The 24620-nt window shown below is 55.1% G+C and carries 14 protein-coding genes, 1 tRNA gene and 2 pseudogenes; 5 read left to right on the forward strand and 12 right to left on the reverse strand.

Annotation, left to right across the window (positions count from 1 at the left end):
• Positions 1–499 precede the first annotated feature (499 nt).
• Positions 500–3163 carry an alpha-L-rhamnosidase gene (locus DKK74_RS07660; RefSeq protein ID WP_110413501.1) on the reverse strand — a complete coding sequence of 888 codons (2664 nt, stop codon included), beginning with the start codon at positions 3161–3163 and terminating at the stop codon, positions 500–502.
• A gap of 373 nt (positions 3164–3536) precedes the next feature.
• Between DKK74_RS07660 and DKK74_RS07665 the strand changes: the two genes are divergently transcribed.
• From DKK74_RS07665 to DKK74_RS07680, 4 genes are all read left to right on the forward strand, one after another.
• On the forward strand, positions 3537–4808 hold the full coding sequence (locus tag DKK74_RS07665) for an MFS transporter (protein ID WP_219997362.1): 1272 nt from the start codon (positions 3537–3539) through the stop codon (positions 4806–4808).
• 21 nt (positions 4809–4829) lie between these two features.
• Positions 4830–6176: an MFS transporter gene (locus tag DKK74_RS07670; RefSeq protein ID WP_258334493.1), complete on the forward strand. Its 1347-nt coding sequence runs from the start codon at positions 4830–4832 to the stop codon at positions 6174–6176.
• A gap of 216 nt (positions 6177–6392) precedes the next feature.
• Positions 6393–7466 carry a LacI family DNA-binding transcriptional regulator gene (locus DKK74_RS07675; protein ID WP_110413503.1) on the forward strand — a complete coding sequence of 358 codons (1074 nt, stop codon included), beginning with the start codon at positions 6393–6395 and terminating at the stop codon, positions 7464–7466.
• A 709-nt stretch (positions 7467–8175) separates the two neighbouring features.
• Positions 8176–8739 (forward strand): Ltp family lipoprotein, encoded by a 564-nt coding sequence (locus DKK74_RS07680; RefSeq protein ID WP_110413504.1) that lies wholly within the window; start codon positions 8176–8178, stop codon positions 8737–8739.
• Positions 8740–8889: 150 nt separating this feature from the next.
• On the opposite strand, the gene DKK74_RS07685 is transcribed toward DKK74_RS07680, so the two are convergent.
• The 8 genes and pseudogenes from DKK74_RS07685 to DKK74_RS07720 all read right to left on the reverse strand — a co-directional run bounded on the left by DKK74_RS07685 (position 8890) and on the right by DKK74_RS07720 (position 19107).
• Positions 8890–8963 (reverse strand) — tRNA-Lys (locus DKK74_RS07685).
• Between the two features lie 95 nt (positions 8964–9058).
• The gene (locus DKK74_RS07690) at positions 9059–10579 is read right to left on the reverse strand and encodes a formate--tetrahydrofolate ligase (protein WP_110413505.1); all 1521 of its coding nucleotides are present in this window, start codon (positions 10577–10579) and stop codon (positions 9059–9061) included.
• Positions 10580–10618: 39 nt separating this feature from the next.
• Entirely contained in the window at positions 10619–12145 is a 1527-nt protein-coding gene (locus DKK74_RS07695; RefSeq protein ID WP_110413506.1) for a C69 family dipeptidase, read from the reverse strand.
• Positions 12146–12301: 156 nt separating this feature from the next.
• Positions 12302–12874 carry a YbhB/YbcL family Raf kinase inhibitor-like protein gene (locus DKK74_RS07700; protein WP_110413507.1) on the reverse strand — a complete coding sequence of 191 codons (573 nt, stop codon included), beginning with the start codon at positions 12872–12874 and terminating at the stop codon, positions 12302–12304.
• 74 nt (positions 12875–12948) lie between these two features.
• Positions 12949–14109, reverse strand: a complete 1161-nt coding sequence (locus tag DKK74_RS07705) for a DNA polymerase III subunit delta' (RefSeq protein ID WP_110413508.1) — start codon at positions 14107–14109, stop codon at positions 12949–12951.
• Positions 14110–14432: 323 nt separating this feature from the next.
• A pseudogene (tmk, locus tag DKK74_RS07710) lies at positions 14433–15086 on the reverse strand (dTMP kinase); the annotation flags it as partial.
• Positions 15083–17959: a type I DNA topoisomerase gene (gene topA / locus DKK74_RS07715; RefSeq protein WP_110413510.1), complete on the reverse strand. Its 2877-nt coding sequence runs from the start codon at positions 17957–17959 to the stop codon at positions 15083–15085. The gene topA and the pseudogene tmk, both read right to left, overlap by 4 nt.
• A 128-nt stretch (positions 17960–18087) precedes the next feature.
• On the reverse strand, positions 18088–19107 hold the full coding sequence (locus tag DKK74_RS07720) for a phosphatase PAP2 family protein (RefSeq protein ID WP_110413511.1): 1020 nt from the start codon (positions 19105–19107) through the stop codon (positions 18088–18090).
• Positions 19108–19514: 407 nt separating this feature from the next.
• Here DKK74_RS07720 and DKK74_RS07725 point away from each other — a divergent pair, with 407 nt between their 5' ends.
• The gene (locus DKK74_RS07725) at positions 19515–21797 is read left to right on the forward strand and encodes a zinc-ribbon domain-containing protein (RefSeq protein ID WP_110413512.1); all 2283 of its coding nucleotides are present in this window, start codon (positions 19515–19517) and stop codon (positions 21795–21797) included.
• Positions 21798–21894: 97 nt separating this feature from the next.
• Here the strand turns inward: DKK74_RS07725 and DKK74_RS07730 are convergent, their stop codons facing one another.
• The 3 genes and pseudogenes from DKK74_RS07730 to DKK74_RS07735 all read right to left on the reverse strand — a co-directional run bounded on the left by DKK74_RS07730 (position 21895) and on the right by DKK74_RS07735 (position 24612).
• Positions 21895–23376, reverse strand: coding sequence for a hypothetical protein (locus DKK74_RS07730; RefSeq protein ID WP_258334494.1), 1482 nt, complete (start codon positions 23374–23376; stop codon positions 21895–21897).
• A gap of 6 nt (positions 23377–23382) precedes the next feature.
• A pseudogene (locus tag DKK74_RS08955) lies at positions 23383–23445 on the reverse strand (zinc-ribbon domain-containing protein); the annotation flags it as partial.
• A gap of 48 nt (positions 23446–23493) precedes the next feature.
• Positions 23494–24612 (reverse strand): zinc ribbon domain-containing protein, encoded by a 1119-nt coding sequence (locus tag DKK74_RS07735; protein WP_110413514.1) that lies wholly within the window; start codon positions 24610–24612, stop codon positions 23494–23496.
• Positions 24613–24620 lie beyond the last annotated feature (8 nt).

The raw sequence follows: 24620 nt of genomic DNA on the forward strand, positions 1-24620 counted from the left end.
TTTAACAATAACTAATATCTCATCTGTATAGAGTCCCATAAACGGGATCAACTCCTACAAATGACCAGCGATGTGCAAGTGCATCCCTGCAGCTTTTGGTCAGTTGAGTTACAACGTTCTGGTGCGGCATTGTTTCCAGGGGAATCACTTGTTCCGCAGATTACTCCTTATTTTGCATGAAATAAGCATCATATTGGATATTGGTTTATTAGGTGATGCTCAGAAAGACGAACATTTCTGGGCCTCATCAAACTTACATCTACAAATAATATAATAAACATATATAATTATTTGCTAATAAAATTCTCCACATCAATATGCTTTTATTATTGAGCCATTAAGCCTGCTGGGCTGCTAACAGTTGTCATCGGCACATTGATCCATGCAGATTTTTTCACGCTAGTTACCTACTAGCGGCTAATTCAAAACGCAACAAAAGACCACCACCCCAGACCGATAAAACGACATCCGAGGCGGTGGTTAGCAAAAAGCCAACTTTTTAACTCTTATATTCATATACCAGATGGTGCATTCCTGCATGTATGCAATCGGAATACTCACCCACTTCGACTAAAGCGGAACTGCCTTCAGGAATAGCGGCATCAATGAACAGCTTGCCCTCATCGGCCTTATATTTCCATGTCAAGTCGATAGTACCCAAAGCTGTCTTATGGACCACATGCGCATCCTTGATAGGGCCCCAAGGCTTGGGAGCGATCTTAAACCTGTGCCAACCTGGGCTGGACATCACCAAACCACCAAGAGTAGAGTACATCCATTCGGCAACAGATCCGAGAGCGTAATGGTTGAAGGAGGTCATTCCCACTCCTGAATTCACCTTTCCGTTGGGCAGCATGGAATCCCAACGCTCCCAGGTGGTGGTGGCTCCCATAGAAACTTGGTATAGCCAAGAAGGGCACTTGTCCGATAGAAAGAGACGATATGCCTCCTCGAGGTGTCCAGTTTCTGTCAGAGCAGGGAGGATGTAAGGCGTTCCAGCAAATCCAGTACCCACGGTATAGTCTCTATCCCGCACCAACTGAGCCAGACGCCGACCCGCGAACTTCTTAAGATCCGAATGATCGTCTAAAAGCCCGAAATGTATAGCCAAGGCATAGGCGCACTGAGTATCAGAAGTCATGAGGCCGTCTTCACCGACGAATCGCGAAATGAAGCCGTCCTTAACATGATCCGCCAACTCCGCATATTTGTCTTGATACTGCACCAGGCCAAGATCAGAAGCCATCTTCGAAGCCAAACGAGCGCTCCGTGCAAAGTAAGCCGTTGCCACCAATTCCTTGGCGGTGAGTGCCTTAGCCATGTCGTCAGGCGGAGCTGTTGGATCAAGCCAGTCACCAAGCTGACCATAAACAATGCCCGGCCTTCTGTCCCATACCCCATCCGGAGACAGGTACCCGGAGACCTCTTCGATCCACTTAACTACGAGATTGTACTGTTTACCCAGCATCACCTTGTCACCACTATCCATGTAGATGGCCCAAGGCACCAGTACAGCAGAGTCTCCCCAAATCGCCAAAGCCTGAACTTTGGGGGTCTGCCACTCGCCTAAGGGGAAGTACGGCACATAGTAGGGGACGCTCCCGAACTTATCGGTTTCCACATTAAGATCATGCAACCAGCTTGACAGGAAACCTTCCACGTCAAAGAGCATTGCAGCGGTTGGAGCAAAGAGCGCAATGTCTCCTGTCCAACCCAAACGCTCATCGCGCTGCGGACAATCTGTTGGGATGCTGACGAAGTTGGAATTCATGGACCTCACGATGTTGTCGTGTAGCTGATTGACCCGTTCGTCCGAGGTCTCGAGCCATCCGGTGCGTTCAAGATCAGATCCGTAGGCAATTGCAACCACATCATCTGGCTCCAGATCGCTTGGCCATCCCTCGACGAGAGCATATCTGAACCCATGAATGGTGAACCTGGGCTCCCAGAACGTATCCTCCCCATTCGAGGTATACCTATCTATCTGGTGACCGCGCCGCAATGGAGCAGTAGCCAGCTCGCCATCCTCCAATACCTCGGCATGCTGAACAGTAAACGACTGTCCAACATTGAACCCATGGATCTTGAAACGCAGACGCTGAGTACAGTTGACACCCATGTCTATCAGGTAGGCATGCGCGCCATGCTGCTGGATACTGACTGGCCGGTGCCGATCAATCTCTCTGACAGCCGGAGCGATGGGCTCAGTCAGCTTATCCACATCGAGTGGAAGTTCAGCCACCGGCTCCCAGTTCGCATCGTCAAATCCCGGTTCAGACCAACCCTGTTCCTCTAGACGCGCATCATACTCTTCGCCTTCACACAGACCACTGCTGACGATCGGTCCTTTGTGCGCCTTCCATGTCTTGTCATAGGCATTAGTGACTATCACATCTTCGCTACCATCGGCATAAGTTACGTTCAGTTGAGCATAAGCGCCTAGTCTATCGCCATAGATATTGACTTTACCTCCGCGGAAGCCCAGCCTGCCACGATACCATCCATCACCCAACCACAGGCCCAAAGCGTTGCCTTTATTCTGAAGATAATCGGTAACATCGTAAGTCCAATACAAAAGACGGTCATCGTAGGATGTCCATCCCGGGGTAAGGATATCGCTTCCGACCTTTCTGCCGTTGATCTCAGCCTCGACCAAGCCATAAGCCGTCAAGTAAAGACGGGCCGATGCCGGCTTAGCCTTGAGTTCAAACTCCTTCCTCATCAAGGGCGCATGTCGCCAGTCTGTAGTGCTCTCATACCAGCCAGGCCCCACCATGGCACCGAGACGATCCCCAGCCTCGAGAATGCCCGTTTCCAGGCTTACCTCGTCGCTCCATGCTGATGCTTGGCCCTTATCATCCACCAAGCGGACCGCAACTGAAGTTCGTTCATGTGATTCAAGAGGCTCTACAGGCCAAGCGTGCAGATGATTGCCCCGGTAATCCACCCCGATTATTTCCTCCCTGGTTTCTTCGCCGGGCTTAGCTCTACGGATCCGAATTTGTGCACCAGCGACTTTGTCTTCGTACAGCTCCTGCCGATACACCCAAGAAATCCTAGGTTCTCGTTGCCCCGATCCAAGAACGTTACCGTGCATATGCTCAAACATGACAGTTTCAATCGGTTTGCTCTCAGTGATTCGTTTTTTCGACTCAACTGGCATTTTCCTCAATCCCTTTCCTTGCCGGTCGATTTCCCATCCTTGGGAGGTCAACCAAATCTTGTTTTAGAAGAGTAAATTATTAAAGCGCTTCAATACGAACAACTAATAGTACTTATTGCCTATTTTTGCAAGCAGCTTTTGCAAACTTCCACCAGAAATACGTGAATATGAGTGCTATTTTCATTTACCTAACGTTCATCTCGGCTATATAGATGACTGCAGCATGGATCAAACACCCAAATATAGATTTGACAAACTCGTAATTACCATACATTATTAAAGCGTTCTAATAACGGATCCCAAAGAGGGGATAACAGGTTCAAAGAGAACAGCTGTCGTTCCCAGTAGCCAAACGGAAAGAGATGGTTCAACGGTGATTGAGCACAGCAAACTGGATGCCCGCTACTGGCGGTTAACCTTTAATGCAGCCATTGCCTCCTACATGGATGCAGCCCTGATCGTATCCGTAGGCATTTCCTTGTCGTCATGGCAGACGCACTTCAACCTGGATGCCTGGTGGACTGGGGCTCTGAGCACTTTCCTCACAATATCCATCGGCATAGGCTCTTTTTTTGGAGGTAGACTCTCTGACATCTTTGGAAGGATACGAGTTTTCAACCTGGATATCCTGTTCGTAGCCATAGGTTCCATACTCATCGCTCTAGCTCCGAACACGAAAACTCTGATACTTGGTCTAGTCATCGCTGGCTTGGCTTCAGGAGCAGACTTACCAACTTCACTCGCAGTTATATCTGAAAGAATACCGCCTGATCACCAAGGCAGGGTCATTTCCTCTACGCAGATCTTCTGGACTGCCGGCATTATCATCTCCCAAGGGATCGGCTTCTTGGTCTCAGGCATAGGTGAGCTGGGCATCACCATCCTATTCCTTGTGGTGACTGTCATTGCCCTTCTTACTTGGCTGGTGCGGGTATTCAGCCGATCTTTCAAGACCATGGAGATCGATCTCGCCAAGGAAGCGAAAACGAAGAATGATGTTCAGAGGAATGCAACTTCTCATGCATATCCCCTGAGCCAGCTCCTAACCAAGACCAAGTACCTGCTTCCATTAATCAGCCTTACATTATTCTATTTATTCTGGAATTTGCCCGCCAACACATACGGCTCTTTCCTAAACTACTACCTAGTTAAAGCCGGAGGCCGCAGTCAAGCCTTCTCGACAGTCATCGCATTCACAGCCAACATCGTTAGCGCCTTGGTGCTCTATTTCATCTATATGAAATTCGCCGATGGCCCACGACGGTACACCATGATGCACATAGGAATGATACTAACTATAGCTGCCCTGGCCATCTCCGCCCTCGGCAGCTCTTCCTGGCTGATCTTCACCATTTGTTATTTCGTATATGCCTGCGGTAACGTCCTGCATGGCGAACCTCTCTACAAGATTTGGAGCCAAGAACTCTTCCCGGTCAATGCCAGAGCTACGGCCACTGGATTTTCGTATGCTGTAGTTCGCACTATCACAGCCATCTTTGCTTTGGCGACCCCGGCCATCATGGAGGCATCCAAGTCGGCTCTGCTTTGGACGCTGGTCGTCTGTATGTGCTTGGCATATATTACAGCGATCGCTCTTCTCCACTTCATAAGGTCCCACGGTTTAGATTCTCCTTCTGCCCAATAGATCACCTGAATAAAGAACTCAATGCATAAAGAAGAAAGGTATGCATCAATGAACAGCACAGAAGTAAACAAAGAAAAATTCCGCAGATACGCCCCACTTGCTTATGCAGGCGGCATAGGTTCCCTGTTAGGTTCAGGCATCATTGTAGGTTTGAGCGCTACAATCACGGTCTGGCAACAAGGCCTGAAACTCGACGTAGGCCAAGTAGGCATCATTTCTGGGGCCCTAACTTTCGCTATAGCCTTTGGCTCCATCTTTGGTGGTCGTATAGCTGACTCCGTAGGACGAGTACTGATCTTTAACTGGATCAATGCCATCTACGCCATCGGCGCTTTGATCTGCGCTTTCTCAGCCAACTACTGGATGCTTCTAATAGGCGTAGTCATCACTGGAGTTGCTTCAGGAACAGATCTGCCAGTCTCTCTGGCAGTCATCTCCCATGACGCGCCTAACAGCGAAGCCCAGGCAAAGCTGGTCTCTTCCACGCAAATTTTCTGGCAGATAGGTATTTTCATCTCCTACGTTTGCGCTTTTATCGTATCAGCTATGGCAGTGAACGGCGCCCGCATCGTCTTCCTCATCCTTGCGACCTTGGCCATCATCGCTTGGATTTGGCGCACCACATCCAGAACATTTCGTCTCTTTCATAAGGAAGCCGACGAGCGCCTGCAAACTCTAGGCGAAGAGGGATCTAAAACCACCAAGGTATCAGTAGCTAAATTCCTCTTTGGTCGTAAGCGCCAATACCTGTACTTCTTCCTGTCGATCTTGGTCTTCTACTTAGCTTGGAATCTCCTAGCCAACACTTTCGGCCAGTTCCAGACTTTTATGTTCGTACAAGCTAAGGCAAGTCAAACTCTGGCAACTGGTTTGGGCATCTTCACCAACATAGTTGGTGTAATCATGTCCCTCTTTGCCACACAATGGGTTAGCGGCCCTCACAGGAAGATCTGGTTCATTACCGGGTCCATTCTGAACATGCTTGCCATCAGCATCATCGCCGCTTTCGGCAGCACTGTCTGGTTCATCCTTCTTGGTGTCACCTTGAATGCCATCGGAGGCGGCATAGCAGGAGAGGCCATGTACAAGGTATGGACTCAGGAATCTTTCCCCGTTTCAGTGCGTGCCAGTATCCAGGGCATCATCAATGGATTATCTCGTTTCCTTTGTGCGCTATTCGCTATGATCACCCCGATGCTGGTCATGCCTGAACGAATCAAGGGAACCATGTGGATGTTCGTTGGGATCATCGCAATCAGCATGGTGGCCGGGATCTTAATGATTCACTTCCAAGCCAAGTATGGAACAGATGCAGCGCGTATTGACTCCGAAAGTCTTAAGCAAGACAAGGAGGCCCTAGAAGGATAAGAGCTTCCTTTTTGATGTCCATAACCCATTCTCACGGAGAACTATAGTTAACTTTGTGACGACAACAAAAGCGGGCCTAGGACCATTTATGTATCTTGGTCCTAGGCCTGTTATGGCAATCACGGTATTGCATCGCTTTTATTTATCATTTTTATGCTATAAAAATCAGAGTTGGCACTTGATATTATCCTACAAAGGATGCGTGAATAAATACGTATGAAGCAAGCTACTATCGCCGATGTCGCGCGTCGTGCAGGTGTGTCAATCAGCACGGTATCGAATATGTTCAACCATCCGGAAAAACTGTCTCCAGACACTCGAAAAGCTGTTTCAGAGGCTATCAGTGACTTAGGATATGTTCGCAATCGTTATGCTTCTGCTTTAGCAGGACAGAAAGAACCAGTATTCGGCTTATTGGTCACTGGTCTGGATCATGGACTTCCCTTAGGTATAGCAAATGGCGCATATGAGGCTGCCAAAAAAGCGGGATTCGATTTACTCATAGCCAGTGCCGACAACGATTATGTCATCAACGACCATTACATAGATTTCTTCCAAGGCATTCAAATGAGCGGGCTGATCCTGACCCCACGGCCCAAGAATCATTGGAAACCCGGCTACAAATTATCTGTGCCGTCTGTCATAACCGATTACTTGGGTAGTCCTAACGACGGGTGCTTCGTCGGAGCAGACAACATACGAGTTGGGGTCTTGGCCATCAAGCATGCAGCTAACCTCCATCGTCATCACCTGGCAGTTGTTACATCAAGTGATGATATTCAGACACTGTATCTAAGAATGCAGGGCATGAGAGAGGAAATCCGGAACTATCCGGAGATGATTCTGGAAAGTATAGATGCTTATGATTGGCGCGATCCTAAAGCAGGATACGAAATCGGCAAACAGCTGGCTTCACGCCAGCAGCAGGATCGACCGGATTTCATCATCGGGATGACTGATGTACTCGCTGCAGGTGTCATTGAAGGAATTCTCTCTACTGGGTGCTCTGTACCCGAAGACATCGCGGTCATGGGATGTGACGGCAATCCTATGGCTTGGTGCGGATCCATGCCGCTGACCAGCATTGTCCCGACCGGTTTTGATATTGGAGTACAAGCCGTTCATCTGCTTTTGGACGAGATCAACTCAGAGCACCACCAACATTCCACTATCGTCAACCCGGTACACCTTCTCATCCGCGAAAGTACGATCGGCCGCCAAGCCCACAACGACGCGGCGAAGAACTTGGCATTGATCAACTCATCTATACATCAGCCTCTTCATCGGTAATGCCGCCACAGTCGCCACAAACCATCTGGCCTTTATGACGCTAACAATCACAAAGTACAATAGAAATAAAAATCCGTGCTTTAAAGATTGAAATGAATGAGGCATAAATCTACTACCCAACTTATCCAGGCAGATCTTTCAGTACTTGATCAATAACTTTCCATATTTCCAGTATGAAAAGCTGCATGAAAGCATGAATCGACGTCACCAGTTTCATTTGTGCAAACGCCAGCATTCAAGACTAGAACGCGGATCGACGAAAGGCACTGAAAACTCTGAAAGCAACATCAACTGTTTTAAATCCACGCCGTTAACAAATGATCATACACGGGGAACAAACACTAACTTCCCAACAGCTGACACGCATTTGGTAAGTCTGCGGTAGCGCACCGAGATCTGGCTCCTAGGTCATGCCGTCTGCGAGGCGGCTCTGCCCTGTAACTTGGACCACTGTACCGAACGCACGTGAGGTGACAAAACGATACATCAGCTGGTACTGTTGTGATCTCGACCTCTCAAACAATCTTTGAGAAGCCTTCTGTTGCCTAGCGTCAAACGATTGCTGGGTTAGACAAAATGCGTCTGCCTTCACCTCGCTTACTTTAAACGTTCGCTACATCTGAAATTCAGATAACGTCCAGGAAACTATGCAGATCATGGCTTGCTGGTAGTCTGCTGATAGTCACTGAAGACAAAAGACGGGGAAACCATGTCTCATGCCGAACAGATACCACAGCCGCCAGCGCCAATGCCAGCTCCGGAGCCAGCCAAAAAGAAAAAGCCGATCTATAAGAGGGCCTGGTTTTGGATAGTGGTCGTACTTGCCGTCATAATCGTCAGTGCCGTATCATCAACCTCTGGCGGCAGCACGGCAAGCAGCACCCCTAAATCAAGTGCTGCCACTACCTCGCAGCAGCAGAGCAAGACCGAGGACACTGCAAAGGCCTCGCAGGCTCCCGCTACGCCTGACGTGCCACAGGAGTACAAGTCGGCGCTGGCCAAGGCGAAAACCTACTCGGGAATGATGCACATGAGCAAACAGGGCATCTATGCGCAGCTGACCAGCGAGGCAGACCAGTTCAAGCCAGAGGCCGCACAGTACGCCGTGGACAACCTACAGGCAGACTACAACGCTAATGCACTTGCCAAGGCGAAGACGTATCAGCAGACAATGAACATGAGTCCTGCCGCTATCCAACAGCAGCTGACAAGCGAGGCGGACCAGTTCACCCAAGACGAAGCAGCGTACGCAGTTCAGCATCTGAATCAGTAACTACCTGTTACTGATTGGCCCCGCTTCGGCGGGGCTTTTCTTTTGCGGGTACTTTTATCCAACGAATATCCAACAAAACCGAAATCGTGGAGCTGGCGGTAGACAAAGGAAAAGCCCCGCAGCCATTACGGCTGTAGGGCTTTGACTCTGTGCCCCCACGGGGGCTCGAACCCCGGACACGCTGATTAAGAGTCAGCTGCTCTAGCCAACTGAGCTATAGGGGCAGGGCACTTTCAAGAGCCAAGTAGATACTATACACGGTTTCGGCAGACCCGCAACACGGCGCGTCACAGATCTGCCGAATCCGTGTATGGCCCACTCAGACGATCTTGGGCATGGGCGTGGTCAAAGAGGTGGTCAGGTTCACCTGCAGGAGGCCAGCACCCGTATGGGCCTCGACCTTCTTCAGGGTGACTGTGCGCTTGTCCTGATCTGCCCGGTCATCGTCAGTCATGGTGGCTGGTGATTTGACCGCCACCACCACCAGATCCTCGATGGAGATGCCTGCCTTGCCGCACAGATCGGAGGCCGCCTGGAGACTGTCCTGGAAGCCCTCACGCTCAACAACCCGATCAGCAGGCACTCCGTAGGCACTCTGGGCGATCCAGCGAATCCGATCCGGTACAGACATATCATGCAGGCTGGCCGTATCCGCCTGGGTCTTCGCGGGCTCCCGCAGGGCCTTAATCAGATCTTCTAGCTGAGGCTCGAGGGCCTTTCCCCCGTCACGGAAGAGGTTGCCTGCGATGGGTTTGCGGAAGCCCAAGCCGTTGGCGGTCTCCCGCAAGGAATCCACCTGGTCGTCCTCGCCCTCCCAGAGGTTGATCAGCGGGAAGGTGGGGATGCCAAGTCCCTCCAGACGGTGCACGTGGAAAGGATAGCGCCAGCTCAGCTTGGGATCGTCCCGCCAGGTGGTGGCACGGGTGACGACCACGGCGGCGGCCGGCCACTGGGCACCATACTCACGGGCGGCGATGTCCAGCCACTTCTGGGCACCGGCATCCGCTCCGTAGCCCGCCTCGACGACGACCACGTCGTGCCGGGCGCAGGCCATCTCCACGGACACCAGGCTGGGAATGCCGATGGAAACGTTGGCGAATGGCCCGCCATGTACATAGACCGGAGAACCCTCCAGGGTCTGAGTAAAAGCAGGCTTGACTGCATCGGTCAGGATGCCGGTGATCCGCCACAGGTCTACAAACTCTCCGAAGGTGACCGGACGGCCATCCAGGGTCCCCGCGACCATGGCAGCCACACGCTGTTCGATCTCTTCCATGCTCCGGGAGAGGACCACGATCTGCATGAGTTCGCAGGTTGGCGTCAGAACGGTCCGCTCAGGCAGGTCGCCCTTGCCTCGGTCCACGGTGATCTGCCGCAGGGACCGTGAGGGCACCTCGCTGACTCGGGGCACCAGGACGGTGTCCAACCGACCCTCGTCCACAGCCTTCTCCGCAAAGGAGACCAGCAGGTTCTGGGCGGATTCGATGGCCGCCATCTCCCCGCACAGGCCCCAATCCACCAGCTCAGGATGAGTCAGGGAGGACTTGCCGCCGCCGGAGGCGCCACCCTTGGACCCGGCAGCGGTAATGCCCATGCTGGGCTGACGCAGGACGGCGGCAGCATCCACTCCCCTGGCACGCAGAGCGTCAATCAGGGCGATGGTGGTGGTGGTCTTGCCCTCGCCACGCGATGCCTTCAGCGGGGTGTCTGCGGTAACAAGCAGCACCCGGCCATGCTTGCGCGGCATATCCGGATGATCCTGCAGATCCTTCAGGTAGCCGAAGGCATCGATCTTGTCAAACAGACCGTATGGCCTGACGTAATCGTCAAAGCCCGTCATGAGGCTCTCCTCCTTTATGATCCTTATCAATCGGATGGCTCAGTTGTCGGACAGGTGGTAGCCGTTGCGCATGCCCATGCTGGCCGTGTAGAGCACCTGGCTCAGCAGGTCGTCGGTCTCCTTGCGCAGACGGTCGGCCATGTCCTTGTTGGCAGCCTCCAGCACCTGGCGAACCTCGGGGTTGTCGGTGCCCTTAGCGGCGCCTTCCAAGCGGGCCACCTGCTCATCTGCGGAGGCGATCATGCGATGGCCCTCAGCGCCAACGCTCTGTTGGTAGCGTTCGACTGCCGGCAAAGTACCGGCAAAGGCCGAGTCGCACAAGGCGGCGATCAGTCGGTCTGACCAGTAGAGGCTGTCGGTGGAGACCTGGCCCGTAGTGTTGGCCAGATAGTCGGGCGTGCGATCCACATTGGTATAGAAGGGAACCAGGGCATTGAAGGCGTTGGACCCATATGAAATCCACTGGATGGCCCGGCAGGATTCAGGCTGGTAGGGGCGCAGCTGGATCAGGGACAGCTGGTCATTGCGATTGATGCCGATGGGGCGGTAAAGCCCCTTGGTGTGCTCGTTGCCAGTCCGCCCATAGGGATCGTAGGGTGTGCCCTGGTAGTGAGAGCTGAGCAGATACTTGACATCCTCCACGGTAATCAGCCGCTCAGGCTGACGGCACCAGGGGATGTTGTCGCTGGTGGGAGTGTGATCGGCGTCCGGCCCATCCCAGATCTCGTCATAGGGGTTGAGGAAGCGCTGCATGTACCAGGCCCGAGGCGTGTTGTACACATGATCCGAGTCGCTGTGGGATCCAAAAGCGTCACGCGGGTTGAAGGGCGAAGCCGACTCCACGGACAGATCCAGGTAGTTGTCGGCGATGAACTCCCGCAGGTCGGCCGAGCAAAGGTGATCGGTCTGGTCTCCGAAGGCGTCGTCCAGATCGAACTCGTCGATGCCCAGCTGGTTGGGCATGGTCACATAGGAATCATCAGGCACGCGCTTGGCAATCCAGTGGTGGCCACCTACAGTCTCCATCCACCAGATCTCGTCCACGTCGCTGAAAGCGATACCATTCATCTCATAGGTGCCGTAGCGCTCCAGCAGGGAACCCAGCCGCTGGACGCCCTCCCGAGCCGAGTGGATATAGGGCAGGACGATGGTGACCAAGTCCTCCTCGCCGATGCCTCCGGGCACCGCGGCCAAGTAGTCTTCATCCCCGGGATGGCCCTGGGCGGGGGTGGGCTCAACCAGCGGATCTGCACCCAGAACACGTTCGTTGGTGGTAATGGTCTCGGTGGCCGACATGGCCACATTGGCGCTGTTGACGCCTGCGGCAGCCCAGAGCCCCTGATTGTGCAAAGCATCGGGCACCGAGGTATAGCGCATGGGATCGTCGGGCAGGTCTATTTCCAGGTGGCTGATCACACTGTGGTAGTGCCGCGGCTGCTGGTCAGGAGTGACTAATACGAAGCGCTTGGGACGAAACTCTCCATTGGACGAATCCTCATCCCGAGCGATGATGGTGGACCCGTCGTAACTGGCATTCTTGCCTATCAGAAGCGTGGTGCAGGGCATATAAGCGTCTTCCTTTGTCTGATCGCGGTCAACTGTCATCACCAGTCCGGAAGTCGGGGGATGCCATTCCAACCGACTGCGTGGGCAGGCAGGGATGACGGCCGTCTGCGCACTTGGGGCATGGCCTCACTCTAGTGCTAGACCGCCCCAACCAAATCAGGCATCAGCTGGCAGCCAGGCCCGAGCTGTTGCGGCCACCGGCTGGGCGGAATGGATGGCATGGACCAGGGCATTGAGCCAGAACCCCTCCCCCAGGCCCGGCAGAGCCTCTTGTGTGGCCCAGGCCGACAGCACATAGTCATGAACCCGGTCCGGAGGCGTGGGGCCGTTGTAACGCATAAGCACGGCGGGGTCGTCAGCGATCTCCTCCTCCATAACCAGGGGCGAGGCCGCCGAGGTGCGTCCTTGGGGCACACCGGGAATCAGATTAGACAGATTTCTGGAGAAGTCCTCAGGAATCGCCAAAACGGAGCTTTCGGTCCCCTCAGGCTGCAAGGCGAGCAAAGCCTCGATGGGCAGGTTGGCCAGAGACCAGTGAATCCAGGGGAAGCCGCACACGGGCACGGAATCAGGATCCACCAGCATCCAGTGCAGGTAGCGGGCCTCCTGGGGCACATCCTCAAGCCGGAACGGGAAGGAAACTACGGGACGTCCCTTTCGGGTAAGGGACTGAGGGGCGCGCTTGGCGTACCGATCGGGAATAGTACCGAAATCAGTGATAATCCTCATGATTCGATTCTCGCCTGCCCAGCCGACGAGGTCAAGTTCATTCTTGACCGACAGTTACGGCAATTGGCTCGTACTCAGACCAGCAGGGTGCAGAAGAGGGCCTCGAAGACCAGGAGCGGCGAACCATTGGCAGCCAGCCTCCTGCGAGCCCGAGCGATCAGCTGAATGCGGTCGATGGCCCCCTGTCTGGAGAGCCTGACGGACAGATCAGCAATAGCCGCCCGATTCTCCAAATTGACCAAGCCAGCCTTCTCTTCGGCACCGTTCTGCAGGACGCCCACATCCCGGTAGACGCTGGCCAGGGTGCTCAGGTTGCGGTCCAGCACATCCCGTGTCAGTCTGGTAGCCCGCCGGCGGACCTGATCCTTGCCCCCCAATGCATGGTAGGCCCCACGCAACTGCCGGGGAATGCGTTCCTTGTCCCTGAGACCGTTGATCTGCCGAAACTCCCGCTCGTCCCTGGTCACCTCATCGTCCACGGTGGCGGTGGCCTGATCCCGGGCCGCATCAACCACCCGGCCAGCCAGGATCACAGCATCCGAAGCGCGCCGCAGGCCCAACAAACCCACCACCAGCTCATCACGGTCGGCCAGGACCTGATCCCTAGTGGCGTAGAGGCGGGCGATGCCGATGTGCCCCTGGGCCAGACGGGCGGCCTTGGCGGCCAGGGGCCGGTCCACCCCCACCTGATCAGTCAGGAAATCGGCCACTGCAGTGTTGGATGGCACCGCCAGGTTGAGGACCCTGGTCCGTGAACGGATGGTGGGCAGCACATCCTGGGCGCTGGGTGCGCACAGAAGCCAGATGGTATGCTCGGCAGGCTCCTCGATCTCTTTGAGAAGCACATTGGTGGTCCGCTCCAGCATCCGGTCTACATCTTCGATAATGATGACCCGCCAACGCGAGGTTGAAGGCATCTGCTCCGAGGTCATGATCAGCTCCCTGACCTCGTTGATGCCGATGGTGACCTTATTGGTGGACAGTATGGTCACATCCGGATGGGTTCCGGCCAGAACCTGCTGAGTGACGCGGGTAGGCTGATCGCTCAATCCCTGATCCGGACTGATTAGGGCCGCCGCAAAAGCCCGGGCCAGATTGGAGCGCCCCGATCCAGGAGGTCCGCAGATCAGCCAGGACTGCGCTACCTCGTCATGACCCTGCGCCTGAGCGGCCACTGTCCGCTTGAGTAGCTCGACCGTGGGCTGCTGGCCCACAATGGCGTCCCAGACGCTCATCGGCTCTTCCGTAGGAGCTGGGGCAGGAGCAGCCAGCGAGCGCGGGAACCTACAGGAACCGAATCATCATCTGCATCACCGCCGACTGTCCCTGCCTCCATGGACTGGTCGTCCTGGTCAGCATCAGCATCCAGTGCCTGATCAGAGGTATCCACAGCCTCGGTCCAGTCCGACTCGGCACCTTGCTCATCGTCCTCATATCCTGCCGTCGATTCATCTTCGTCGGCATCGTCCTGGGCGTCAGTGTCGTCATTGTCATCATCGACATCTGGGAGTTCATCGTCAACTTGAGGCAGATCTGGCTCGCGCCCTTCGACCAACTTGTCCAAATCGTCCTGGATGATCTGCCAGACCCGGTCGATGGATTGGGTGGCGTCGATAACCAGGAACCGGTCGGGCTCCCTCTGAGCCAGCTGCAGGAATGCCTGACGCACATGCTGCTGAAAGTCATCGCCAGCCGACTCCAGCCGATCGGGCTCATGATCCAGGCGCAACTTGGACTGAGACGGATCCGCGTCCAGCAGATAGGTGCGTCTGGGCAGAAGGCCCTGACTGGCCCACAGGCTCAGCCGACGAATCACATCCACTGACAGATCACGGCCTCCGGCCTGATAGGCCACTGAAGAGTCCAGGTAGCGGTCGCAGAGCACAATGTCTCCTCGCTCCAGAGCCGGGCGCACCACCTGGGCCACATGCTCAGCCCGATCCGCCGCATAGAGCAGGGCCTCGGTCCTGGGGGCCAGATCGTCGGAGGCATCAACCACGTCGGTACCGCCGGTCACGGCGACCGAGGGAAAGGCTGCCAAGCCGTGAAGGACAAGTTCCCGAATAGTCAATCCGACAGGGGTGCCGCCTGGCTCGCGGGTAACCAAGGATCGCAGGCCACGCCCCTGCAGATAGTTATGTGCTTGTTGGACCTGGGTAGTTTTGCCTGCACCATCCACGCCCTCGAAGGAAATAAACAAACCCTCGCTCATGCCTTATGCTCCGTAGTCTTGGCAGTCTTGGTAGTTTTAGTCTTCTTTGTGGTTTTGCGGGCGCGAGTAGCCGACTTGCCAGCTGTAGATTTGCTGGACGCCGACTTGCGAGCGGTGGACTTTCGTGCAGTCGACTTGCGGGTCGTCCGGCCGCGCCGCTTGGCGGGTCCGGCCGCGCGCTTCTCTGCCAGTAAGCGGAAGGCCACCTCCGGCTCGATGGACTGGGCCGTGTACTGCTTGGGCAGGGTCCTGTTGGTCTGTCCGTCAGTGATGTAGACACCATAGAATCCGTCCCTGATGGTGACGGGTTTGCCGCTGTCGGGGTCCGTGCCCAGCTCACGAAGAGGAGGCTTGGCCGCGCTCCGGGAACGCCGCCCGTACTTAGGCTGGTCAAAGAGGGCCTTGGCTCCGGCCAGGTCGATAGTGAAAATCTGCCCCTCGTCGGTCAGCGAACGCGTCTCGGTGCCGCCGTCGGCCTTGGTGGCCGTCAGATAGGGGCCATAGCGGCCGTTGCTGGCTGTGACGGTGGCCTGGTTGGTTTCTCCCGTTTTGGCATCGGTCAGTTCGATGCTGCCCACCGTCCTAGGCAGACTAAGCAGCTTCAGAGCATCTTCCAGGGTGACTGTGTCTGGATCCATGGTCTTGAAGAGCGATGCCATCTTGGGCTTAGGGCCAGCCTGCTTGGTTGTCCGCGCTGTCTTGCCAGTCGGCTTTTTCTGCTCGGCCACTTCCTCCTCGGGGCTGATCAGGGCCACATAGGGCCCAAATCGGCCCTTGCGCACCTCGACCCGACCGCCGGTCTGCGGATCCTTGCCCAGCTGACGGGGACCGCCGGCATTAGTGGCGATCAGTTCATGGCCCGCCGCCACTGTCAGCTCGTCCGGAGCCATGGTGGGCGGCAACGAAGCACGCTTCGGATTGCCGTCGGCATCCAGGTCAGCCGTATCCTCAAGATAGGGCCCGTAGCGGCCGACCCTCACCTGCAGGCCATCACCGATCTCGATGGTGTTGATCTTGCGGGCGTCGATGTCCCCCAACTGGGCCACCTGCTCCTGTAGGCCCTGATGGGCCTGATCAGCGTTCTGGGCGGCACCTGGGCCCGAACCGAAGTAGAACCGGGTCAGCCAGTCCTTGCCTCGCTCCTTGCCATGGGCGATCATATCCAGGCCATTCTCCATCTGCGCCGTGAACTGGTAATCCACGTACTTGGGGAAATTGGTCTCCAACAATCTGACTACCGAAAAGGCCAGCCAGGAGGGAATCAGTGCACGGCCGCGCTCGTAGACGTATCCGCGGTCGATGATGGTCGAAATGATGCTGGCATAGGTGGAAGGCCTGCCAATCTCCTTGGCCTCCAGGGTCTTGACCAGAGAGGCCTCAGTATAACGTGCAGGTGGCTGGGTCTCATGGCCCTCAGGATCGACAGAGGCAGCACGAAGCACGTCACCCTGCTGGACCGGAGGCAGAGAAGAATCCTCATCGGTCTGCTCAGAGCCTGCACCCATGGCCTTGAGGAACCCGGGGAACTTGATGACGGTGCCTGAAGCCTGGAAGAGGGCCGTACCCTCCTTGCCCGCCTGCGCCGACAGGCGGATAGTGGCTGTAGACCCGGTGGCGTCGGCCATCTGCGAAGCCAGGGTGCGCCGCCAGATCAGGGTGTAGAGCTTAAGCTGGTCAGGGGCCAGACGGTCGGCCAGGTCCTGAGGCCTGTGGAAGGTGGAACCGGCGGGCCGGATGCACTCGTGAGCCTCCTGGGCACCGGCAGTCTTGGTCACATACTGCTTGGACTCAGCCGAAAGATATTCGGCACCGTACTCACGCTCGACTCCCTTGCGAGCAGCGGCAATGGCCTCCTGGGAGAGAGTGACCGAATCGGTACGCATGTAGGTGATAAACCCGTTCTCATAAAGCCCCTGGGCAGCGCGCATGGTGGCCCGGGAACTCATGCCCAGCCGGTTGCCAGCCGTCTGCTGCAGGGTAGACGTGGTAAAGGGGGGCTGGGGACGCCGCCGATAGGGCTTGGTGTCCATACCCGTCACCGTGAAGTCCTGATCCTTCAGCGTCTCAGCCAGGTTCCGGGCATGCTGCTCATCCAGCTGCAGGACCTGCTCCTTGGCAGCCGCTTCCGTCAGCAGACCCTTTGAGGTGAAGTCCTTAGAGACCGCCAGCCGCTGCTCCCCCAAGCTAATCATCCGCGCCTGAAAACCACTCGACGACGCCGATTCCCCGGCATCCTCCTGCACCAGACGCGCCAGCAGATCCCAGTAGGAGGCCTTAACGAAAGCCATGCGCTCACGCTCGCGCTCCACAATCAGCCGAGTCGCCACAGACTGGACACGCCCTGCGCTCAGCCCCGGACCCACCTTGCGCCAGAGCACCGGTGAAAGCTCGTAACCATAGAGCCGATCCAAGACTCTGCGGGTCTCCTGGGCATCAACCATGTGGGCATCGACGTCCCTGGTGTGTTTGAGCGAATTCTTGATGGCCTCTGGGGTGATCTCATGAAAGACCATGCGCTTTACCGGCACTTTGGGTTTGAGGGTCTGGACCAGATGCCAGGCGATGGCCTCCCCTTCCCGATCCTCATCAGTGGCCAGATAGAGCTCGTCGGCATTCTTCAGCGCCTTCTTGAGCTCGGACACCGTATGCTTCTTCTTGTCATCCACAATGTAGTAAGGCTTGAAGCCATCGTTCACGTCTACGCCAAACTTGCCGTAAGCCTTCTTCTGGGAGGCCGGGATCTGCGATGGCTGGGCCAGGTCGCGAATATGGCCCACCGAGGCCATGACCGTGTAGCCCTTGCCCAGGTACCCGCCGATCTTCTTTGCCTTGGTTGGCGACTCAACAATGACGAGCTTATTGCCGGATGCCATGGCCTCTCCTTATATTGTGGTCTTTCGCACGCCATCTTACTCACGAGGTTCCGTAACCATGCAAATCAGGGGTCATGTGCACGGGTGTGGAACACTAGCTCTGATGGTGGATGAATCAGAGATCGGCCTCAGTTATTTTGGGGCGGAGCCGGTGGACGACCGACAAGGCCCATCCTGGTCAGAGGTGAGGCTGTGATCTGCCTCATCGCCAGAACCAGTCCCAACGTCAGCGACAGAGCCGAGGCCATCAGTATGACAGCCGAGCAGTGAACCCCGTAGGCTGTCCACCGAGCGCCGATCTCCAAACCAGGGCTGACCTGCCAGATGACATAGCAGGCGTAAAGAATCCCTAGGAACCCGGCTACCGACATCAAGGTGGAGACAATCTGGATCGAGGCCGAAGACATCCTGGTCCCTGGAGCATCCATGCCGGTCCCCCGAGTGGCGGCCAGAGCAATAAGACAGAGACCAGTCGGAATGAGAATGCCCATGACCACGTCTGAGGGGCGGTGCCAGCCGCCCTGCACCAGCGAGCAGCCCACGGACAGGTCAAAGGCGAACCCTGCCAAGGCAACAAAGGCCCTCCAAACCCGGGGCACCACACAGAGCAGGGCCAGGACCACCGCCAGAGCGAGGATGGTGTGTCCCGAAGGCGCAGAATTGGCAGCGGAAGCCTGAACATGGATCAGTACAGGGCGAGGCAGGAAGCGTTTGAGGATGCGCGCCGCCCCGTAGACCACCAGAGCATAAACAACGACCTGGCCAAGCAGCCACCACCTGCGTCGCACTAGAACAACCACCAGGGCGAAAAGGCCCAGCACTACACAGATCACCACAGTCGCATAAGGAATGGTGAACAGTCCCAGATAAGCCTTGACAAGGGGTGCCTGGTCGAGGAAACCACGGAAGTTGGTCAGAGCCATGTCGTCATAGGTCTGCCCAGGAACAGTCCAGACGGCCGCCCACCAGACCAAAGCCGCCAGACCTAGGCAGGCCAGGCCAGTGACCAGGCACAAAACTAAGGCTGAAATCCGAGGGCGAGACGTCAAGGGATCTCGGTCAATATGACTGCTGTCCGCTTCGTTCTGCTTATTAGGGTCCCGGTACCAGGTTGCCTGTTCTTCGCCCTGCTTGCGCTTGTTGGTCATACCTCTAGACTCTATCCAACCCCTGGGTCGACAGCCGACACCTCGTCCGGCGAATACGCTCCCTTCACGACTTCAGCCAGTTCAGGCAGTGCAATTATGGAAAACTCCCACGCAACCGCCAGAGGCCACTTGCCCTTGCCGCAGTATGCCACATGAGAGCAAGCCACCGTGATACACAGGCCAACTCCATCTGCCGTTTGGCACGCAGAATCCTCAATAATTATCAATATAGGCACCTGCAACACCTTCGACCCGAACCATCCGCTAGCATAAAAGCAGAAGGGTTACCGCGAGTTTACGGCTAGTCACTAACGAGGTCGGAGGCGAGGCGTAAACGGTTTCAGCATCATCTTTGAAGGAGATGAATAGCTAAGTCGCTGCGGAAGCGGAGAGAAGGGAATAAGAGGATGAAATACTGTACCCAATGCGGGGCGGTCAACGAGGACGACGATCAGTTCTGTAGCCAATGCGGACAGCCGCTTGACGCGGTTATAAAAACAGATAATCAATCCCCCAACCCGATCAAGGACGCTGAACAGAACGATAGACGCCAACCCAGCCAAGATGAATCAGATCAATCGGCGAGCGTCACTGGTGCCTCCGACACAGCCGAAACCTCTGCCGTTAATACCGAGTCTAGAGACTCAAACCATGTGACCGATGCAATTGATGTCGATAAAACCAGCGCAAAAACGGGCAATACGGAAGCCGCCCCTCTGTCCGTGCTCCCTGGACAGGGCCCAACATCGAGCTCAGCCCCTGCCAGCGTGGTTGCCTCCCGTAAGCGGCTTTACATCCTGATAGCAGCCTTTGTGGCGCTGGTCTTAGTAATTACGTGCGGTTTTGTCGCTTACCGGCAACTGTCGCCCAAAGCCATGCCTCATGTGCAAGCCAAGACAGCTGCGGAAGCCGTCGAACAGCTCAAGAAGGCTGGCATTCCCGCCAAGACCCAACTCCAGTTCAGCCCCAAACGCAAGGGCTCCTTCATCCGCCTGTCCGGAGCTGATAAGTCCGGCCACCTACCCAAAAACGCTCACGTCACCGTCACCGAGTCAGCTGGTCCTGGCGTTCCCAAAGGCACCATCGGTCAAAGTAAAGCCAAGGCTGTACAAACGCTCAAAGCCATGGAAGTGCCTCTCACAGTGGCTGACGTCGTCTCATCCAAGACTGGCGTCGGCCAGGTCGCAGCCTCCTCCCCGTCCGACGGACAGCCCGTACTCGACACCAAAGACGGCATCCATGTGGGCATTGCCACTGACAAGGCAGGCATTCCCATCGAGGTGGCCGGCATGGACAAGGACCAGGCTCAAAGCCAGCTGGAGGCCAAAGGCTACAGCATCACTATGCAGCCCCGCTTCTCCAGCCGCAAGAACCTCGGCAAGATCGTCGGCGCCAACCCATCCATCGGCCAACCCGCCAACACCAAAACCGCCACGCTCTACTACGGCGTAGATGCCAGCAAAAAACTCGATGTGCTCGCCAGCAAAGATGACAGTTTCCCGCAATCCGTCTATATTCTTAACAAAGAGGCAAACTTGGCCGGACAATACTGCACCGAAGACGGCGACTGTCTGAACTTGGACACAATCAGTAAGGATGAGGCCGGTAGCCAACTCGGCGCTTCATCGCAGTATTTGAAAGTACGCGGCGAAACAACCCCAGGCGGAGATCCACGAGATTACTTGAGCCTGTGCACCTTCTCCCAAGACCTATCCGGCTGCATCCCCTCCAATACGGGACTGGACGAAGGAGCTGGGTACATGAAGAACCACCTGATCTCCGGCCCCAGCGGAGCCTTCGAACTCTACGCAGGTATAGGCCTGCCCAACTGCGGGACCGTGCCTGTTGACGCTGCCTTCTGCGATAACGGCACGCCCAAGTTTGTGCCCTTGGGCGAAGACCCCGGCTTCCAAAACTCCGGTTTGAAGTGGAAGGCCAAGGACTTCTTCGTCTACATGCCGGTAGGCGCCAAGCTTGGCCAACTGGAATCGGACGAATACTTCGCAGGCAGGCCCGACTTCAAGCCGGATGCCGACCGCCCCTACCTGATCAAACGCAACAACAGCAAGTATCCAGACCGCTCAGCTGATGACAACAGGAACAAAAACCCCTATGCGCCCACTCAGTACGGCAAAGCCGAACCATTTCAGGAAGCACCTAACAAGAAGAACGTCTACTACCTGGTGGAAAATCCAATCGATTGGAAAACCATAGGTGGCAACACCGTAACCCAAAGCGAGAAATCGAATTCCGACAACAAGGTCAGCCAAGACTTTCATGCCTTGGCAGGCAAGTGGCTTTGGGCTGAATCCGGCGATGGTTCCCTGATCAGTAGAATGACCATCCAGTCAGATGGCAGTTTTACTGGCACGACTTTTGAGCGTACCGACCGGCCCAAATTTATGGATGGCAACACCGATAACTACAGCGGCCATTTTTCCAAAATTACCAATAATTCGGATGGCACCAAGACTTTGACTCTAGACCCTAAGTCGATCAAGGGTGTTTCGGATTCCTTGCGTGAATGGTCAGGCCTGACGAAGACAACATACACTTTCGTGCCCGCTGGTCAAGCCATACCGAACATGGATGAAAAAATGCAGGCTGCTGTAGCGAATTGCTGCGGGGCCCAACCCCTTGATGACGCAATCACAGCAGAGGGCATCATCTTCGTGAAAGATAACAACTGAGTCCTTGGCTGACAGGCCATAGAAAATAACAAAAGCAAGGAGTTCCCATCTTCGCCAATACAGCGATGACGGGAACTCCTTGCAGCTTATCGGCTAATCAGTAGTAGTTCTTACCAGAATCGTCGATCTTAACAGCCAGTTCACCATCTTTGATCACGAACGTGCCAGTCAGACAGTCAGATGCCGAAGATCTGCCATCCTCCCAGTCGGATTCTGAATCAAAACGATATTGGTAAGTGATATTGGTCTGAATCAAGCTGGTTTTGAACTCGCCGTTACTCAAATCCAACTCACTCAATGATGGCTGGCTACTGACAGTCCGTTTGATGTTGGTATAGCTTGGACCGCCATAATCCTCGAAAGTGCCGTTGGAGAAGGAGCAACCAGTTTTATTCGTTTCGGTAGAGGCCGTGCACTCATTGATGCGCTGCTGGACCTGGTCCAGGATTCCCTTTTCCAATGCGTCAGTGGCCTGGGGAGCGATGTAAGCGACCTTACTGGAACCATCGAGCTTGACCTGCTGGGCTTGGATGTACTTGGAATTAGGCAACTCCACCTTGGCCACACCTGGATAGACCGGCAAGGTGTATTGATCCATCGAACTGTAATGCATCTCATCGCTGCTGTCGGATGAGGACGAGTCAGAAGGAGGAGTAACAACCTCTTTGTTCATGCCAGCTTCTGCCAGCTTGACATTGATGCCGTTAACCACGAGGCTGTCCACAGTCTTTGGGGCAGCTACCTTGATGGTGGTAGTCAGGGGTGTGGCAATCCTCCAGGAGTCGAAGATCAAAAATTGCTTGCCAGCGGCTTGTATATCCAGCGGCTTGGACTGCTTGACACCGTTGACCGTATAGGAAATTCGCACCTGATAGCCTGAGCCTCGCGGGTTTCGGACCAGAGGGCCAATCTCGACGTTCTTGATGCGCGAATCCGCATTCTTAGCGTAGTCGTTTGTCAGCAGGATGCGCGAGTCGTTGGCCACGCCAGGATCGACCAATTGATTGGCACGCTTGTAATTGCCGCTTGACACGGCGGATACGTACGTTTTGATCTGCTCTGAAGGTGTGAAGACCATATTCTTGAGTATGAAATATCCGCCGATCAATATGACCGCCACACCAATGAGGATCCCCCAGATAATGACAGTCTTTCGCTGCACTTTACGTGTGACCGGGACAGCGACAGGTTGCTCTACTGATGCCGTAACATTTGGTAGGGCCTGCGTTTGAAACTGGGAATCAGCCGCAGTCGAGGGCTCCGACTCGACGCCCATATACTGCTCGTTCTGCGACAAGGTCGCAGTAGGCTGCTCCGCGTCCGCCATATCATCAGTATCTTCCTTGCTTGAGGAGACGGGCCGAGACTGATTACCATTTTCATCGGAAGAATTCGAACCCTCGGAAGCAGGATCCGCCTCCATGAAGGAATCGTCTGCATTAGTGCCAACATCTGCCTCAGGAGCCTCTTCACTAGCGAGCACGGGAGTAGTAGGCGTTGGGATGCTTTCCTTGACCTCGTTCTCCCCTTTTTCACCATCGAACCCCAGAGTCATGCTTTGATCGTCTGCCGACGTCATCAGGTGTCCGCACGACGTACAGAACTGGGCGTCAGGCTCATTCTTAGCCCCGCAATTTGTGCAAAACATAATCGTCCTCACCTTTCTGCGTTTTTCTTCTGCCTGTCACGACCACTGTCAGACCAAGGAGAAGATCGCACTTATGAACGCGGCGCCGGCAATGCTAATGAAGATGATCATCACCAGCAAGAAAATGAGGAAGGCCGCAACCAAGAAAATAAGCCAAAGCCAGAAGGAATCCAATTTGCGAGTGTTCCTGGATGTAGCAATCAAATAGGAGGGAACCGCTGACATGATGCTGACACTTATTAGGAAAATGACAGCTGCCATAACCGAGCCACCAATCAGAGAAAGCAGAACCAAGACCAGGTGGAGGATCGCGAAAGGAAGAATAATCTGTGCGAATGCGTCATGTACCTGCCGAAAACCGTCGGGGTCACCATAAATTTTCTTGCCTATGAATATAGACAAGGTCATGACGTAGAGCACAAAAGCCACAGCGATGAAGCCTCGGAAGAAGAACCCAAAATTACCCGAAGAGCCGGTTGAAGCCGACGAGGACGAATAGCCTAGCATCGATGTTACAGGGCTAAGTGCGTTCGATACAGCGGAGACAGTCCGCGATTCCCAAATCGTGACCAACAAAGAAATGATCATAGCTTCCACAAATATGGGCACGCATGCATACCAGGCTGGCTTGATCATACGTAGGCTGGGCTTCTTCAAGGCAGCAAGCATCCAGTTGAAGAAAAGTCTGGACTGAGTAGGTACAGACTGCTGAATTGGCACCATGCCAGGTCCTGCACCGGACATAGGCTGCTGGAAAGGCGGCTGGTTAGGCTGGGTTGGCTGAGCCTGCGGGAATGACTGGGTCGGCTGCCCAGTAGAATTGCGGGTATCTGGAGAAGGTTGTCCTAGTGGCGATTGCGAATCGATATTTTGTGGCAGCTGGGCGCCCGGGACTGGCATCGGATAGGCACCAGAAATGAGGTCAGGCTGGCCCGACTGCTCAACCGGATTAGATACCGGCTGAGGAAGACTAGGAGAAGGATTATTTGGAACGCCAGCATTAGCAGTCAGTCCAGCCTCTGGCTGAGTCTCGGACTGCTCATTTGAATCAGGAGTAAAGCCCGGAGCAGATGCATCCTGCTCCTGCTTTGCAAAGGGCATACCGCACTTTCTGCAGAATTTTGCACTATCCGGATTTTCGGCCTGACATGAAGTACATTTCTTCATGATTTGTC

Origin of the sequence: Bifidobacterium asteroides (genome assembly GCF_003202755.1) — a bacterium.
GTDB lineage: Bacteria > Actinomycetota > Actinomycetes > Actinomycetales > Bifidobacteriaceae > Bombiscardovia > Bombiscardovia asteroides_F.

What these genes read in the sequence shown, in the direction of transcription:
- DKK74_RS07695 (WP_110413506.1), bottom strand. Translation starts at nt 12,145, where the DNA reads ATGCCCTGCACCACGCTTCTGATAGGCAAGAATGCCAGTTACGACGGG.
- DKK74_RS07705 (WP_110413508.1), bottom strand. Translation starts at nt 14,109, where the DNA reads ATGAGCGTCTGGGACGCCATTGTGGGCCAGCAGCCCACGGTCGAGCTA.
- DKK74_RS07680 (WP_110413504.1), top strand. Translation starts at nt 8,176, where the DNA reads ATGTCTCATGCCGAACAGATACCACAGCCGCCAGCGCCAATGCCAGCT.
- DKK74_RS07735 (WP_110413514.1), bottom strand. Translation starts at nt 24,612, where the DNA reads ATGAAGAAATGTACTTCATGTCAGGCCGAAAATCCGGATAGTGCAAAA.
- DKK74_RS07675 (WP_110413503.1), top strand. Translation starts at nt 6,393, where the DNA reads ATGAAGCAAGCTACTATCGCCGATGTCGCGCGTCGTGCAGGTGTGTCA.
- DKK74_RS07730 (WP_258334494.1), bottom strand. Translation starts at nt 23,376, where the DNA reads ATGACGTCGGCAGACGATCAAAGCATGACTCTGGGGTTCGATGGTGAA.
- DKK74_RS07690 (WP_110413505.1), bottom strand. Translation starts at nt 10,579, where the DNA reads ATGACGGGCTTTGACGATTACGTCAGGCCATACGGTCTGTTTGACAAG.
- DKK74_RS07700 (WP_110413507.1), bottom strand. Translation starts at nt 12,874, where the DNA reads ATGAGGATTATCACTGATTTCGGTACTATTCCCGATCGGTACGCCAAG.
- DKK74_RS07725 (WP_110413512.1), top strand. Translation starts at nt 19,515, where the DNA reads ATGAAATACTGTACCCAATGCGGGGCGGTCAACGAGGACGACGATCAG.
- topA (WP_110413510.1), bottom strand. Translation starts at nt 17,959, where the DNA reads ATGGCATCCGGCAATAAGCTCGTCATTGTTGAGTCGCCAACCAAGGCA.
- DKK74_RS07670 (WP_258334493.1), top strand. Translation starts at nt 4,830, where the DNA reads ATGCATAAAGAAGAAAGGTATGCATCAATGAACAGCACAGAAGTAAAC.
- DKK74_RS07720 (WP_110413511.1), bottom strand. Translation starts at nt 19,107, where the DNA reads ATGACCAACAAGCGCAAGCAGGGCGAAGAACAGGCAACCTGGTACCGG.
- DKK74_RS07660 (WP_110413501.1), bottom strand. Translation starts at nt 3,163, where the DNA reads ATGCCAGTTGAGTCGAAAAAACGAATCACTGAGAGCAAACCGATTGAA.